Origin of the sequence: Brevibacillus sp. AY1 (assembly GCF_029870785.1) — a bacterium.
In the GTDB taxonomy this organism is placed as follows: Bacteria; Bacillota; Bacilli; order Brevibacillales; family Brevibacillaceae; genus Brevibacillus; species Brevibacillus invocatus.
Map to the genome: position 1 here is coordinate 21,355 of NZ_JAFLPN010000020.1, position 14,857 is coordinate 36,211.

The 14,857-nt window shown below is 50.0% G+C and carries 21 protein-coding genes; 8 read left to right on the forward strand and 13 right to left on the reverse strand.

All coding sequences use genetic code 11. The annotated features are described in order from the left end of the window. The first annotated feature begins 54 nt into the window (after positions 1–54). Complete coding sequence (locus JZI27_RS15900) at positions 55–912, forward strand: AraC family transcriptional regulator (RefSeq protein ID WP_183184971.1); 858 nt, start codon at positions 55–57, stop codon at positions 910–912. A gap of 106 nt (positions 913–1,018) precedes the next feature. Here JZI27_RS15900 and JZI27_RS15905 read toward each other — a convergent pair whose 3' ends face one another. Next, positions 1,019–1,360 (reverse strand): hypothetical protein, encoded by a 342-nt coding sequence (locus JZI27_RS15905; RefSeq protein WP_280208225.1) that lies wholly within the window; start codon positions 1,358–1,360, stop codon positions 1,019–1,021. A 110-nt stretch (positions 1,361–1,470) separates the two neighbouring features. On the opposite strand from JZI27_RS15905, the gene JZI27_RS15910 reads away from it, so the two are divergent. Further along, the gene (locus JZI27_RS15910; protein WP_280208226.1) at positions 1,471–1,785 is read left to right on the forward strand and encodes a hypothetical protein; all 315 of its coding nucleotides are present in this window, start codon (positions 1,471–1,473) and stop codon (positions 1,783–1,785) included. A 122-nt stretch (positions 1,786–1,907) separates the two neighbouring features. Here JZI27_RS15910 and JZI27_RS15915 read toward each other — a convergent pair whose 3' ends face one another. From JZI27_RS15915 to cysK, 4 genes are all read right to left on the reverse strand, one after another. Then, positions 1,908–2,222 carry a hypothetical protein gene (locus tag JZI27_RS15915; protein ID WP_280208227.1) on the reverse strand — a complete coding sequence of 105 codons (315 nt, stop codon included), beginning with the start codon at positions 2,220–2,222 and terminating at the stop codon, positions 1,908–1,910. A gap of 168 nt (positions 2,223–2,390) precedes the next feature. Beyond that, positions 2,391–2,726 (reverse strand): YuzD family protein, encoded by a 336-nt coding sequence (locus tag JZI27_RS15920; protein ID WP_251244612.1) that lies wholly within the window; start codon positions 2,724–2,726, stop codon positions 2,391–2,393. 36 nt (positions 2,727–2,762) lie between these two features. After that, positions 2,763–3,896 carry a bifunctional cystathionine gamma-lyase/homocysteine desulfhydrase gene (locus tag JZI27_RS15925; RefSeq protein ID WP_280208228.1) on the reverse strand — a complete coding sequence of 378 codons (1,134 nt, stop codon included), beginning with the start codon at positions 3,894–3,896 and terminating at the stop codon, positions 2,763–2,765. Positions 3,897–3,898: 2 nt separating this feature from the next. Then, entirely contained in the window at positions 3,899–4,822 is a 924-nt protein-coding gene (gene cysK, locus JZI27_RS15930; protein WP_251244611.1) for a cysteine synthase A, read from the reverse strand. A gap of 188 nt (positions 4,823–5,010) precedes the next feature. Between cysK and JZI27_RS15935 the strand changes: the two genes are divergently transcribed. Continuing rightward, complete coding sequence (locus JZI27_RS15935; RefSeq protein ID WP_122908920.1) at positions 5,011–5,238, forward strand: NifU family protein; 228 nt, start codon at positions 5,011–5,013, stop codon at positions 5,236–5,238. Positions 5,239–5,296: 58 nt separating this feature from the next. On the opposite strand, the gene JZI27_RS15940 is transcribed toward JZI27_RS15935, so the two are convergent. The 3 genes from JZI27_RS15940 to JZI27_RS15950 are packed head-to-tail and all read right to left on the reverse strand — an operon-like array spanning position 5,297 to position 7,477. After that, entirely contained in the window at positions 5,297–6,205 is a 909-nt protein-coding gene (locus JZI27_RS15940) for an alpha/beta hydrolase (RefSeq protein WP_122908960.1), read from the reverse strand. After that, on the reverse strand, positions 6,205–6,435 hold the full coding sequence (locus JZI27_RS15945; RefSeq protein ID WP_280208229.1) for a hypothetical protein: 231 nt from the start codon (positions 6,433–6,435) through the stop codon (positions 6,205–6,207). The genes JZI27_RS15940 and JZI27_RS15945 overlap by 1 nt, the downstream gene beginning before the upstream one ends. After that, positions 6,392–7,477, reverse strand: a complete 1,086-nt coding sequence (locus tag JZI27_RS15950; RefSeq protein WP_280208230.1) for a hypothetical protein — start codon at positions 7,475–7,477, stop codon at positions 6,392–6,394. Before JZI27_RS15950 ends, JZI27_RS15945 begins: the two co-directional genes overlap by 44 nt. 132 nt (positions 7,478–7,609) lie before the next feature. Between JZI27_RS15950 and JZI27_RS15955 the strand changes: the two genes are divergently transcribed. After that, entirely contained in the window at positions 7,610–8,152 is a 543-nt protein-coding gene (locus tag JZI27_RS15955; RefSeq protein WP_122908917.1) for a phosphatidylglycerophosphatase A family protein, read from the forward strand. Here JZI27_RS15955 and JZI27_RS15960 read toward each other — a convergent pair. The 3 genes from JZI27_RS15960 to hepT form a co-directional block, all read right to left on the reverse strand. Continuing rightward, positions 8,114–8,896 carry a TIGR01457 family HAD-type hydrolase gene (locus JZI27_RS15960; RefSeq protein ID WP_280208231.1) on the reverse strand — a complete coding sequence of 261 codons (783 nt, stop codon included), beginning with the start codon at positions 8,894–8,896 and terminating at the stop codon, positions 8,114–8,116. The genes JZI27_RS15955 and JZI27_RS15960 overlap by 39 nt on opposite strands. Positions 8,897–8,961: 65 nt before the next feature. Continuing rightward, complete coding sequence (locus tag JZI27_RS15965; protein ID WP_251244609.1) at positions 8,962–9,591, reverse strand: helix-turn-helix transcriptional regulator; 630 nt, start codon at positions 9,589–9,591, stop codon at positions 8,962–8,964. 91 nt (positions 9,592–9,682) lie between these two features. Further along, complete coding sequence (gene hepT / locus JZI27_RS15970; RefSeq protein ID WP_280208233.1) at positions 9,683–10,117, reverse strand: type VII toxin-antitoxin system HepT family RNase toxin; 435 nt, start codon at positions 10,115–10,117, stop codon at positions 9,683–9,685. Between the two features lie 242 nt (positions 10,118–10,359). Here hepT and glpX point away from each other — a divergent pair, with 242 nt between their 5' ends. From glpX to JZI27_RS15985, 3 genes are all read left to right on the forward strand, one after another. Further along, complete coding sequence (gene glpX, locus JZI27_RS15975; protein ID WP_280208234.1) at positions 10,360–11,334, forward strand: class II fructose-bisphosphatase; 975 nt, start codon at positions 10,360–10,362, stop codon at positions 11,332–11,334. Positions 11,335–11,344: 10 nt separating this feature from the next. Beyond that, entirely contained in the window at positions 11,345–11,614 is a 270-nt protein-coding gene (locus tag JZI27_RS15980) for a DUF3055 domain-containing protein (protein WP_122908911.1), read from the forward strand. Between the two features lie 164 nt (positions 11,615–11,778). Then, the gene (locus tag JZI27_RS15985) at positions 11,779–12,045 is read left to right on the forward strand and encodes a hypothetical protein (RefSeq protein WP_122908910.1); all 267 of its coding nucleotides are present in this window, start codon (positions 11,779–11,781) and stop codon (positions 12,043–12,045) included. 131 nt (positions 12,046–12,176) lie between these two features. Here JZI27_RS15985 and JZI27_RS15990 read toward each other — a convergent pair whose 3' ends face one another. After that, the gene (locus JZI27_RS15990) at positions 12,177–12,806 is read right to left on the reverse strand and encodes a YutD family protein (RefSeq protein ID WP_245996763.1); all 630 of its coding nucleotides are present in this window, start codon (positions 12,804–12,806) and stop codon (positions 12,177–12,179) included. Between the two features lie 135 nt (positions 12,807–12,941). On the opposite strand from JZI27_RS15990, the gene JZI27_RS15995 reads away from it, so the two are divergent. Further along, positions 12,942–13,841, forward strand: a complete 900-nt coding sequence (locus JZI27_RS15995) for a YhcN/YlaJ family sporulation lipoprotein (protein WP_280208238.1) — start codon at positions 12,942–12,944, stop codon at positions 13,839–13,841. A gap of 63 nt (positions 13,842–13,904) precedes the next feature. Here the strand turns inward: JZI27_RS15995 and lipA are convergent, their stop codons facing one another. Then, a complete protein-coding gene (gene lipA / locus JZI27_RS16000; protein ID WP_122908907.1) occupies positions 13,905–14,792 on the reverse strand; it encodes a lipoyl synthase in 888 nt (295 codons plus the stop codon). Between the last annotated feature and the right edge of the window lie 65 nt (positions 14,793–14,857).

Below are 14,857 nucleotides of genomic sequence, written 5' to 3' on the forward strand. Positions count from 1 at the left end.
GCGACCATCGGAGCTATCCGTTATCGTTGATTTGTGGAAAGGATGACAGTGAAAATGAATGGGGTCACGAGAATGAATGATGTGATTGACTACATCGAAGAGCATCTCACGGAGGAAATCAACTATTCGCAAGTAGCCAAAATCGCTTGCTGCTCCATCTACCACTTCCAGCGCATGTTCTCTTCGATTACGGAGGTTTCGCTGGCAGAGTACATCAGACGGCGCCGCCTAACTCTCGCTGCCTATGAGCTCCAGAATAGTCCGATCAAAGTGGTCGATCTCGCTCTCAAGTACGGCTACGACTCACCCGAAGCATTCACCCGTGCCTTTCACAGCATGCATGGAGCCACTCCGACAGCAGCGCGTGCACGAGGGACGAAGCTGAAAGACTATCCACGCATGTCTTTTCAAATCAGTATTAAAGGAGCTGTGGAAATGAACTATCGCGTAGAAAAACTGGACGCTTTTCAGATCGTCGGAGTCAGCGAAAAGGTCAACATGAAAGAGGCTTTTCAGGTGTTGCCACAGCGTTGGGAGCTCGCGAGCAAGCAGGGGATTTTTGAAGCACTCTGGAACATTCGCCGGGAGAACCATCCGATCAGAGGGATTTTGGGTGTCTGTGCCGATGGCGACTTTGGCAGGAATGAGGAGTTCGATTACATCTTATCCATCGTCTCTGAAAAAAATCCTCCAGAAGGCATGGTCAAGCTCGACTTTCCAGAAGCAGCATGGGTGGTCTTCGATGTTCCTGGCGCTCCGGACGCCATGCAATCTGCTTGGCAACGCTTCTATGCGGATTGGCTGCCAGCCTCTGCATTCGAGCTCGCCTACCTGCCAGCCATCGAATGTTACCTGCCGCCTGAAGAACAGCGCAATGAGCTTTGGATTCCTGTTGTAAACAAAGACAAGTAGAAACAAGTAAATTTTTGCTGGTTCTTGATTCATGTAATCCCAAATAAAAAAGGGTTGGGCATGCTCACACCTCATGCCCAACCTGACCGTATTCTTTCATGCTCCATTAACGTTTTTGCACCCGTAACACGGGTACCTTGCGCAGCTCGTAGGTCCCTGTCAGCCATTGTTCCTGTACGACGTTCAGCTTCAGCAGGCTGGCGATTTTGCCGGTGTCTGCTCTCGACATGAGCCGCCACAACGATGCGTCAGGCAGTGCGTTGAATACCTTGTCATCGTTGTATTCCCGCCGCTCCTGGTGGTTGATGGTGAGCTGGTACTCCCCTGCTTCCGCTTTTCCCGCTTCTGCATATGCCTCCAGAAGCTCGTTGCGCAACAGATTCAGCTCTTCTTCTATCAGCTTTTGTGTTTCCTTCAATTCGTAATATCGGGCCAAAGGATTGTCCATTCGTTCGTCCCTCCATCTGATTACGCCTTCATCAAGGACTATATGACCCGACAAAAGAATGTAGAACCTTCACGCTAGAACCGATTCAAGACGTTCCTCAGGAGGCCGCGATGTTTGTAAAAGTATACAAGTACCGAATTAAGCCTGACCGGGAGCAAGAGTATGTCGAGATCCAGAAAGCAGCCGAAAGCATCTACGAAAGGTTTGTAGATAAACAATCTGTCCATTTAAAAAGCAAGGAAGATGACTCCACGTGGATGGAGATCCATTGGTACAAGGATGAACCAACCTATGATCAAGCGGTCCAGCTCATCAATGAGCAAGAGGAGCTGCAGCAACTATACAGGGAATTTATGGATATTCTTGTCTCAGAAGAAAACGTGCTTGAAGAAAACTATTTGCAAGTCCTAAGATCGAGATCATGAACATGCGAGCTGCAAAAAAGCAAACAGCCTCCTTTTCATCCACATGTGTGAAAAGGAGGCTGTCAGCGTATCACTACTTAATCTTATTGGCCGATCATCGTGTTGATGGCTTCACCCGGGTGTTATTTCAGGAAGGTGGAGTACTCTACTTCCCATAGATTCCACTTTCCTTCGCCTTGGTAGCCCCATACGGTATTGATGCGGGAAACCGTGTCCGTGTTATTCATTCCAACAATGCGTTGCTCCCCTACCAGCTCATAGGTTCCGTTGCCGTCCATGTCGATCGGAGTCAGAGCGCCGAACGGCTGGGAGTAGACGGAGACATCTTCCGTTTGTACGACTTTACCAGCTTTGTCGTACAGCTTGGCTGCTACGTACACTTCCTGGTTGGCACTTACGTCAATGCTCAGAGGCTTATCATATCGGGATTTACCCAAGCGTCGAATACTTTATCCGCTGTGACTTGAAAACGCCGCCATACTATTTTAACCATTGCACGTGATGGTCTGCATCATAGGACAGAAATACGACTGATAAAACGACCAGATGCTTCACCCCCTCACGAGTGGGAGGCTGAACATCTGGTCGTTTACTATAAGAATGCTTTATTCACTATCTACGGCTTCGACAACCGGCTGAAGACCCATGCTCTCCAGCTTCGCGTAAATATCCTTCAGCTTCGGATTTCCCTCACCGACAATTTCCCCGGAAATTACGACAAGCGGATACCACAAATCTTCCTCAATAATACGCTTCGACCAGCTTTTGTCTTCCTCTGTCTGTGGTTGTTGAAAATCGCTGTAGGTGATGCAAATGCTGTCGCTCCCGAATTTGCGGGATAGGGCTGCCTGCAGCCATTCAGCTGTTTCCTTGGCAGATGGCAGATTGACGCAGCTCGCACATAATTGTTCTGTCCCGTAGACCTTGACTTCGACACTCATCGCTTTGGTCACCTGCCTATTCGCTTCCTGAGCCCTTTAGGAGAGAGCTTGCTCCAGATCCTCGATCAGGTCCTGTACGTCCTCGATCCCCACAGAGATGCGAACGAGACCATCTGTAATGCCCAGCTCTGCGCGACGCTCTGCCGGAATGGAGGCATGAGTCATCCGCGCTGGTACGCTGATCAGGCTTTCTACTGCCCCGAGCGATTCTGCCAGCGTAAAATACTTCACCTTTGCCAATACTTCATCGGCGCGCTCTGCACTGCCTACGTCAAAGGAGATCATGCCGCCAAATCCACGCGCTTGTTTTTGAATCAGCTCATGACCGGAATGACCGGACAGACCTGGATAAATCACACGCTTGATATCACTGCGCTCGGACAGCCACTTCGCCAACGTGCGTGCGTTGTGCTCATGTTCTTCCATACGCAGACCCAATGTTTTCATACCGCGAAGCAAGAGCCAGGAATCCTGCGGTCCAAGGACGCCACCAATCGCGTTTTGAACGTAGTGCATCTCTTCACCCAGCTGTGCGTCCTTCACTACGACCAGACCTGCTACGACGTCACTGTGTCCGCCCAGGTATTTGGTCGCGCTATGGAACACGATATCGGCTCCCAAATCGAGTGGATTCTGCCAATAAGGCGTCATGAACGTATTGTCGACCACCAGCAGTACATTTTTTGACTTCGCAATGTCTGCAAGGGCGGAAATATCGCTAACTTTCAGCAGCGGGTTGGTTGGCGTTTCCATGACGATCGCCTTGGTTTCCGGGCGAATGGCTGCCTCCACTGCCTTCAGATCACTCGTATCTACATACGTAGCTTCCAGACCCAATCGGGAGAACACGCGGGTGATGACACGGTATGTACCGCCGTATACATCGTCCCCTACTACCAGATGATCCCCTTTGTTGAACAGGGAAAGAATCGTCGAAAGTGCTGCCATACCGGAACCGAAAGCAAAGCCACGCGCTCCGCCCTCAAGCTCGGCGATGTAGGTTTCCAGTGCATGGCGTGTCGGGTTGCCCGTACGGGAATATTCAAAGCCCTTGTGTACGCCGATTGCTTCTTGCTTGTAGGTGCTTACTTGATAAATCGGAACCGAAACGGCTCCTGTATTCGGATCTCCCTCGATTCCGCCGTGGATCAGACGTGTTTTGATTCTCATGGTTAAATACCCCCTTGGTAAATTTTCTTACTGAGATAACGCTCACTGCTGTCCGCGAACAGCACGACGATGTTCGTACCAGGTGCGGCTTCCTTCGCTTCCCGCAGGGCAGCTGCCATTGCAGCACCAGCAGAGCTGCCGACCAACATACCTTCTTTGGCTGCCAGTTGCTTGACCCAATCAAACGCCTCGACATCCAGAATGGTGTGGATCGCGTCGAAATAGCTGGTGTCCATGAAAGGTGGCAAGAATTCCATTCCAATGCCCTCTGTTTTATGTGGACCGGATTCGCCGCCATTCAAAATAGAGCCTTCTGGTTCGACAATCACGGTTTTAATGCTAGGATTTTGCTCCTTCAAATAACGAGCTGCACCCATGAACGTACCGCCTGATCCCGCACCAGCAACAAATACTTGAACTTGACCTTCCATTTGTTTCCAAATTTCAGGTCCGGTCGTTTTGTAATGGGCATCCGGGTTGGCAGGATTGGCAAATTGTTGTGGAACAAACGAGCCTGGAATGGATTCCGCCAGCTCCTGTGCCTTGGCAATTGCCCCTTTGATGCCTTGTTCTGTCGGCGTATTGACCACCTCGGCTCCAAGTGCACGCATGAGCTCTTGCTTTTCCTCGGAAAACTTGGCCGGTACGCAGAAAATAACTTTATAACCCGTGCCTACCGCAGCTAATGCTACCCCAATACCTGTATTTCCTGCTGTAGGTTCAATAATGGTGCCGCCAGGCTTGAGTTGTCCATTCTCTTCTGCCGCCCGGATCAGCTCCATTCCCAATCTGTCCTTGACGCTGCCGCCAGGATTGAAATACTCCAATTTGGCAAACAGGCGAACTCCCTCTGGCAGTTCAAACTGTGTAATTTCCACAATGGGCGTGTTTCCGATCAGTTCCTTGACATTCCGATATACGTTCACGTCAATGACTCCTTATCACAAAGTTCTTTTTTCTTGTCTATTATAACATGTGATTTCGTTGAAAAGGGGATACACTGCATACAAGAAGCATATTGCCATCCAAAGTGTAGACCAGGCATGTAAGGCGTGGATTTATCATCGCGTAATGATTATAATAAAGGAGAAGCTGGGAAAGGAGTGAATGTAGCATGGAAGTTATGGATCAAGTACAAGAAGTACTCGATAAACTGCGTCCGTATCTGCAACGTGACGGTGGCGATGTACAACTCGTCGATGTGGAAGATGGCATCGTGAAACTGCGCCTGATGGGAGCATGCGGTAGCTGCCCATCATCCACGATCACCCTGAAAGCCGGGATTGAACGCGCTCTGATTGAAGAAATCCCTGGTATTAAGGAAGTACAACAAGTATTCTAAGCCGATACAGGCGTAGAAGCAGCTAACGGATTTTTCCGCTTAGCTGCTTTTTTCATTCTCAAAGAACCTCGTTAAAAAAGTGAATCACTTTTTGCCCGTACTCTTCCGGGTAACGGGCATAGCTGCGTACATGTCCCGTCTTGGGCACCAGCCAGAGCTCCGTTTGCTCATTCGTCGCCAAGGCACGAAGCCGCTCGCTGTTCTGGCAAGGCACGGTTTCATCTCCGGTTCCATGAATGAAAAATATCGGCTTTTTCGCCTGTTTTACAGCTTCGTAAGGCTTTACTTCACGTGGATTGGCGCCCAGCAGGATCGGACTTAGCGTCAAAATAAACCAGTTGAAAGGAAATCGTGGCAGGCCCGTCCATTTTGGCAAGTTCTCTTCCAGATATTCTCGCAGGGAGTAAAACGGCGAATCCGCAACGATCGCCTCAATTCGATCATCCATTCCCCCCACCAGCAAAGAAGTGGCTGCACCCATCGAAAATCCGACTAGCCCCAACGCATGTCCCGGTCTGCTGCTCTCTACGTAATCGATCGCCGAGAGCAAGTCCTGCTGCTCGCGAAGACCGATTGTCGTCAAAGCATCACTCGATTCTCCTGCATTGCGAAAATCAAACATGAGCACGTCGTAGCCATCCTTTACCAGCTGTGCGGCCAAAGACAAGGCTGGCAGATGTGGCTCCTGCCTGTTCTGACTGTAGCCATGCGAAAAAATCAAGGTTTTCTTGCGTGAATGTCCCGTCTCACGCTCGGCAGACATATACCAGCCTGCCAGCGAAATCCCTGCTTCTCTGCTGGAAAATCGTACGTTCTCCACATGTTCCAGCCCAAAATCCTTCGGGTCCATATCCAGCGGCTTTCGCTTGGGGTGCGTCAGTTTCCAGGTAACTTGGAATGCGATCAGTGCAATGATGACAACGATTGCCAGCAATAGGCCGACTACACTGTAGAGTATAGTACTCATCATGAGGGGAACGGCTCCTTTCCAATCAGCACGTGGACGAAGACGAACAGCGACAGTGCCTTGTCACCGGTTTTCTTTTGGGACACAGCGACAGACACGGCCGTCGGTTTCAACAGCGAGCATTTCCGCTTTTCCATTAACCGCCGTGTCTGTGCTGTCAGCTGTATCAGCCTCAACCCGATGGCTTTATTCGCTTTGAGCCTCGTCACGATTTTGAGTGGTATTTTCATCTTCCAACCTCCACAACCAGTCAATGTGTGGAATGGACGTGCCGTACTGTTGTGCGATCATCTGGGGATACCGACGGAGTGCAGTTTCCATGTGAACAAGCTCGTCTTCCAAATGCGAATGCCAGACTTCTGCGTTTACATCAGCGCGTTCTTCTTCCGGAATCTCATGATACGACTCCACCAGCTTGAGGAAACGGCCCGGATACAGCATAAGACCATAGATAATGGCATATTCGCTATCGAGCAGAGGAGATACATCGTTGTACCCGTCGAGGAAGCGGATCGCCGTCTCATCCTGCCATCCGTTGCGCCTGCTCTCTGCCTTTAACCACTGTCCAATATCACGGGTGCGCATGTCGAACACCCAGTCCCATTCCCCAGCCATCAGTCTGCTTTTCTTTTCATTCCAAAGCATAAACCCTTGATCAAAATTTTGGTAGGCTACTTTTCCAAACTGAGCCGTCTCTTTTACGACCTTGTCGTAGCCTGCCGCATACAAATATTGGACAGCCGTTTCTCCCAGCTGATGGACGTAGGTATAGCAGGTCAGCAAATACTCATCCATAGACGTAAGCTCTGCCCTCACATCGTCCAGTTCATCCCGATATTCGTTGTATCGGCGGAGCTTTCGCCGCCACATGCTGGGCCAGCTTCCCAATGAACTGTAGGGAAGAAAAATTTTGTCACCGGTGAATGAAGCCGTTGATTGGTGAAATCGAGCCAATGATTGACCACAGGCATAATGAGGGTCCTCCTGCTCTAGCTCTCGGATCCCTCGATACAGATAATACAGCTGCTCGTCATGAAAGGTATGTGTATGACCCCCGACAGTCTTTACCAGCTTCAGCATTCCGATCTCCTGCTGCTGGCTGATATGCTTTCTTACCCGCTGAATCATTTTGCTTTTATATTTGTAACCTGCTGGTGCAGTAAACAGATAAAACAAACCCTGGTCCGTTTCCAATACACGGCCGGCGCCTGATTCACGCGATCCGTTAATGACGAATCCGTATTCCTCTTCCAAAAATTCTTTTTCCTCCATGTGATGCCAACCTCCTCACGCACCTTCACCCTCATGGCCCATTGTATGTAAGAGCGGTAGGATAGGTGCCTACCTGGATGCAGATACTAGATTCATGCCTGCTCGGTACATAACTGGAAAGGTGGCGAAAACATGGAAGATCATCCGTTGAACAGTACGTCCTGTCTACATATCGTCATCGATCTGCTCAAACAGCGCGGCGTCACTCTGGATGATATCGCAGACATCGTGATGTTTCTACAAAAAAATTACATCCCGGATCTAACCCTGGAATACTGCCGCGAAAGCGTCTATTCCGTACTCAAAAAACGGGAAGTCCAAAACGCGCTTTTGACCGGCATCCAGCTGGATATCTTCGCAGAGGAAAAACGGATTCTCCCGCCTCTCCAGGCTATCATCGAAGCCGATGAACCGCTCTATGGAGTAGACGAAGTGCTTGCCCTGGCGATCGTCAATCTGTATGGCAGCATCGGATTTACCAATTTTGGCTATGTGGACAAGCTCAAGTACGGGAAACTGGAGCAGCTCAACGACAAGAGCGCTGGTGTGCATACCTTTCTCGACGATCTCGTAGGCGCGATTGCAGCTGCAGCCTCCAGTCGTATCGCGCATCGTCAGAAGCAGCGCGAGGAGTGTCTAGACACCCCTGCTGATTCTTCGCCGCCACGCAGTTAAATCCTCTGTGATATAAGTCGGCTGTACGGCGTGATCTTCTGCATCCTCGCGAGTCGAATAACCAGTCAATACGAGCAGGCTGTCCAGTCCGCTATTGGCCCCCGCTTCAATATCGGTATGCAGGTTATCCCCCACCACCAGAGTCTGTGCAGCTTCAGTCCCCAGCCTTTCCAGCGCATAGCGGACGATGATCGGCTCTGGTTTGCCGATCACGATCGGCTTTGTTGCAGCTGCTACTGAAACAGCGGCAATGAGAGAGCCATTCCCTGGCTGAAGCCCTTTTTCAGTCGGAATAGCGGGGTCAGGATTGGTTGCGATCAGTTTGGCACCTTTACGTACAGCGGTCGCAGCAATCGCCAGTTTTTCGTAGGTAAATGTGCGGTCAATGCCCACGACGACATACTGTGGCGATTCTTCCGTCAACACAAAACCACGCTGAACAAGCTCTTGGCGCAATCCCTCCTCCCCGATCATGTACACCGTACAGCCTGCTTCGTGTTCGGACATGTATTGGGCTGTCGCCATGCTTGAGGTGTACACCTCATCGGGAGAAGCATCTATGCCCATCTTTTGCAAGCGAATAGCCACCTGCTGCGGGGAAGCAGACGAATTGTTGGTCAGAAAAAGATACGGAATGTGCTGATCTTTGAGATGACTGAGAAATTCTTTGGCTCCCTCTATCGCTTCTGTTCCGCGGTAGATTGTCCCATCGAGATCAAGCAGATAGCCATTGTATGATTTCACTCTACTGCACTCCTTTATAGAAAAACAACATCCACTCAAGCAACGAGTGGATGTTGTTTTTCAGCTTACTTCGCTTCTTTGATCTCAAACACGCATTTTTCTCCACCCTTGGCCATACACGAGGTCTGCTCCACCTGGGCGTTCAACACGCGTCGAAACAGAGAAAGCTCACAACTGCACGCTTGGTTGTATTCACGAGCTACCTGTGAGATCGGACAGTTAAACTCCTGGATGCGGTACCCGTCACCTGACGAGTCCTTTTCCCATTCCACCATATACCCTTTATCATTTTGCAGTTCGGCCAGCTTGGCTACACGTTCCTCTAGGTCTCCCTGCATTTGAGTCCGGTACGTTTCTTCCAATCGATTTTCGCGACGACGGAACAGCATTTCCACTTTTGACAATCCATCTATATCTTGCAGATCACGCAAAAAATCCAGTGTCAAATGAGAATAATTGCGAGGAAACAGCTCATCTGCCTCCTGCGACAAGGAATATACGTTGGTTGGGCGTCCCATCGCTTGGCGTACAAGCGTAGACTTGATTAGATTATCCCTCTCCAGGGTATTCAAATGACGTCTCACTGCCATTTCCGTGATCCCAAGATCGACGGCCATGTCGCTGACAGAGAGTGATCCTTTTACCTTCAGCATGTGCAAGATTTGATCACGGGTGGATGTTCCTTCATTTGTCATACGTATCACCGCCCTTTCACTTTATTGTAGCGGATTTCGATACGTTAGTAAACTAATGAAAGCGTTTTGTATAAAAAATCCGCACACTGTACTAAAACAGCTCTTTGTCCAGATAAGCACGAACAGCAGGTTCAAACTGACGCAAGGTAGGAAGCGAATCCTGCACGACCTCAAGCATCTGTGGTACAGGCACATCGGTGTACTCGTTGACCAGGTGCTTGCGGAAATCGGTCACTTGGGTCAGCACACGTGCCTGATGCTCGTCGATCACCTGCTCATCGCGAAGGATTTCGACAATATCACTGTAGCTTCCCGGATCACGCATGATAAAACCGTCGATGAGGGCATTGCCTACATCAATGACGGCTTCAATCGACAGATGCAGTCCCCGCTCCATCGCCGCTACCGCTACTTCATCCGCTAAGACGGCTTCCTTTCCACGATCATTCAGTGTTTCCAGCAATTCCAGCATCTTGTTCATATGGACAAAAACCTGATCTATGCGCTTTGTATTTACGTCGTACATGGAATTCTCCTTACTTTCGCTTTTTGGCTTTTCTTTTTGCATAATATATAGTTATGACGAATGTGAGTACAAGGACGAGAAGAACCAATTCCCCTTCCTGCAGATAGGAATTGCTCACGGCTTTCACCTCTTTTCATCCATCAGTATACCAAATTTGTACACGCTGTCACGAATCTGCTTGTACTTTATGTTACAATGGTGTGGTGTATTTTTGCCGGGATGAAATAAGGGAGGAAACACTTGTGGAACGCGAACTGGCACTGGAAATCGTACGAGTAACGGAAATGGCGGCACTCGCATCATCCCATTGGATGGGGCGCGGCAAGAAAAACGAAGCAGATGGAGCCGCTACAAGCGCCATGCGGTCCATGTTTGATACCATCAACATGCGGGGTACAGTGGTCATCGGTGAAGGCGAGCTGGATGAGGCCCCCATGCTCTACATTGGTGAAAAATTGGGTCATGCGGATGCAAACGGACCCGAAGTAGACGTGGCTGTTGATCCCCTAGAGGGCACGACCATTGTCGCCAAAGGGCATAACAACGCAATGTCCGTCATCGCCATCGGAGATCGTGGCACTTTGCTGCACGCTCCTGACATGTACATGATGAAAATGGCCGTAGGCAAACGTGCCGCCGGGAAGATCCAACTCCACGATCCAGTGGATAAAATGATAGAAATCGTTGCAGAGTCCAACAACAAGCGCATACAAGACGTTACAGTCATCATCCAGGAACGCGAGCGTCACCAGGCGATTATCGACACAGTCCGGGAAAAGGGAGCACGAGTGAAGCTGTTCGGTGATGGTGACGTCGGAGCGGCAATCGCAGCCTGTTTGCCACAGACTGGAATTGACCTCTTTCTTGGGATCGGAGGCGCTCCAGAAGGCGTCATCAGTGCTGCTGCGATCAAATGCCTGGGTGGCGACATGCAGGCTCAGCTCAAGCCGCAAGACGACGCGGAAAGGGATCGCTGCATCCGCATGGGGCTGGCCAATCCAGAGCAGCTTCTCACCTTGAACGATCTGGTCAAAGGAGAAGATGCCATCTTTGCCGCAACAGGTGTCTCGGATGGCGAGCTTTTGCAAGGTGTCCGTTACCTTGGCGACGACATGGTAGAAACGCATTCCATCGTCATGCGCGCCCAAACCAAGACGATTCGCTTTGTACGTGCGCTGCACAACACAGAGCACAAACCAAATTTCAACTGGAGATAGGGGGATTCGCATGTCTCAAGAATTGTTCTATTTGTACGACGACGTGGAGGAAACCAAAACCCGCTTCGTCAGCTTCATGGCAGAGTCTACTCGATTTGATCTGGCGATTACGACAACCAATCGTTTCTATGGCAAAAAACTCGTCATCAACATCCAAAACGGCCGTTCTGCTATTATTGGACACGACGATTTGAAAGAAGAAGGTTACCTGGAATACGCTTTTAACCTGAGCGAGTCTGAAGCAGAAGAGCTGCACTCCTTTTTGGAAACCATCATTTAAGCCATTATCCTGTTGTTCTCATGAAAGGGAAGAGCTATCCATGCTCTTCCCTTTTTGCATTGGCGTGTTGGCGCCCATTTCACGGGGGACAACGCTCCTCTAGGGCAAATATCCCGTATAATGCTACTGCACATACAGACATCGAGAGGAGTGCATATCGCACGATGCAACCTTATCAACCTGACTATCACCAACAACAGGCCATGACGCATGAACAGGATTATCAGACCATTCCAGAAGATCAATATCACCCCGTTTTTTTCCGCGGGAGAAGAAATAGCCCTGAAGTCATCGTGATCCCGTTCTATCCCTATCCCTATCCGTATCCCTACCCTTACCCGTACTATCCCTACCCTTATCCGTATTCGGGATTCGGTGGGATTGGGGGATTCGGCGGACCCGGCGGAATTGGCGGATTCGGCGGGTTTTGACGGTAATGGAGGATCTTGTTGCCTCCCCATGATAGCGAGATTAAGCAAACAGCCCCTTTCTCCATAGGAAAAGGGGCTGTTTGGTTTGCTTTTCAATCATATGATCTAAAGGTTAAGCGATGCCACATGGTTTACGATTCGCGCTTGGGTTGGTTGGAACCACTCGACACTTTATCTCGTTCGCGATTGGGGCGTGCTTGATTCGGACGCCGATCCTTGGAGGAATCCCGTCCATTTCGCTCAGACTTTTCTTTGTTGAATCTGGGCTTGTCAGACCTTTCATTGCGACCTGTCGCTGATCGTTGCTCAGGTCCATTCCCATTGCTATTTCTATCTGCCCGATCCTGTTTGCCTTGTCGGGGATGAAAACGGCGGCGTTCTTTGCGCTCTGTCTGGATCGTTTCGTCACGACCCTGATCCTGCCGGAAATCAGCTTCTACATCCAATCCCGATTGATCTATCAACTTGGTGTCATCCGTTACCAGAACACCTTTTACCTTTTGCAAAACAAAGTACGGACATCCAAAGTTGCAAAATTCGTGCAGGTATTCATCCAAAGCGGAAATTCGCTGCTCGAACGGCACTTTGCGATTCGCGTCGGAATAAAACCCCCGCAGACGGAGCTGACCGTAACCCCAGTCGCCTACGATGTAGTCGTATTTGTCGAGTATATCGCTATAGCGCTCCTTGAATGCTTCGGGGTTCCAGCCATCACGATTTTCTTCCATGATTTCATAAGTACCGGCTTGCGTGCGAATCAAGTCCGCTTCCTCCTCACACATGCATACTACAACCATCTTACCATATTTCACCCAACAACAAAATTCTTATCGACTAAAATTCCCACGAAAACGCCGATGACTCCGTGGACATTCTATCGTGTAGGAGGTGTTCCAATGAATAAGAAATGGCTCGTCCCAGCAATTGCAGGTATCGCTTTGATGGCTTCTGCTTGTGGTAATAACGCAGCTCCGACCTACACCACTCCGAACAAGACAAACACCCAGTCTGTGCGCAATTTCGATGGCATGCACGGCCTGAGTATCGATGGACTGCGCAACCGTACCAGTGATGGCAGAGGAACCCAGAACAATGCTGGGAACTACAACAGCTACTCCAATGCAGGAGCTGGCAGCTTTGCCGGCATGGGTACAGCAGCCAACAACAACTACAACGCCTTTACCAATGGCAGCCGACCTTACAATGCCTTTTCCGACGGCCATATCGGCAGCAATTACAGCTACAACAGCGGCATGAGAGGTCACTCGATTTACCAAAATACGGGAAACCGCGGAATGGGCACTATGAGTACAAGTATGCCTCAATTGGGATATGCCCAATTCGTGAAGAATACGACTGGCAACACAGCTGGCGTCAGGGGCATGAACAACGCCAATCATGTCTATGTTGACCGCGAAGCTTTGGCACAAGTTGTTGGCAATGTAACCTCCAGCTGCCCAGGTGTTCAACGCTCAACCGTATTGGTAACGGACCGAGAAGTTCTTGTCGGACTGCAGACAGATGGCAAAAATGTTCGCGAAGCCAAAAAACAGGCGAAAATGAGCGCGATGTCCGTCTCTCCTCGTTACTATAAAGTACATGTGACCGACAACGCAGCACACATCAGGGAAATGACGCAGCTGGCCAGCCGTTCCAGCAAGTTTTCTGTAGCAGGTACGAATGGAAACCACCCTGTGCGAGCTTTGGTTCAACGCATTACAGGTACGGATGGTAAGCACGCTGGGGTTAAAGCAAAAAATACCTCCATATCCCCTATCGGCATTTCCAGCCGCTAAATGAGAAGTAAAACAAGCCACCCATCCTGCACTTTGTGGTCTGGATGGGTGGCTTTTCCATTCTTATTGGGCTTGAGCGATTGTTTCCTTTGCCGCGTTGGCTTGTTCATGAGCGTGATAAGAGCTTCGCACCAGAGGTCCAGCCTCGACGTGGCTGAATCCGCGTTTCATGCCTTCTTCCTTCATTCGGGCAAATTCATCGGGATGGTAGTAATGCACGACATCCAGATGCTTTTTCGTCGGCTGAAGGTACTGACCGATTGTCATAATATTGACGTCAGCTGCACGCAGGTCGTCCATGGTCTCCAAAATTTCCTCCACCGTCTCGCCCACCCCGATCATCAGGCTGGACTTGGTCGGGACATCCGGCTGCAGCTCCTTTGCTTTTTTCAACAAAGCGAGTGTCCGATCGTATTTTGCCCGGGCACGTACACGGTCTGACATGCGGCGTACTGCCTCGATGTTGTGATTCAGAACGTCCGGTCGTGCATCCATCACAATTTTTAATGAATCCCAGTTTCCCAGAAAATCAGGAATCAATACTTCTACAGAGGCGAGCGGCAATCTGCGACGTATTGCCTTGATCGTTTCCGCAAAAATTTGTGCGCCCCCATCAGCCAGATCGTCACGAGCTACAGAGGTCACGACGACGTGCTGCAACCCCATCTGCTCTGCTGCTTCCGCTACACGTTCTGGCTCAGCCAGATCCAGCTCCGTGGGCAGACCGGTTTTGATTGCACAGAATCTACAGGCACGGGTACAAATATCTCCCAAAATCATGAACGTAGCTGTCCGATTGGCCCAGCACTCATGAATATTGGGACACTTTGCCTCTTCACATACCGTATGTAAAGTCTTGCTCCGCATCGTCTGTTTCAGTTCTTTAAAGTTGGCCAGTTCTTTGCCTGATACAAGGTTGATCTTGAGCCACTCGGGTTTCCGTTGCGACATAGGGCCCACTCCTCATCTGACTTATTCCTTACGAACATTATAGAGGTTGGTCATGGGTGGGGCAA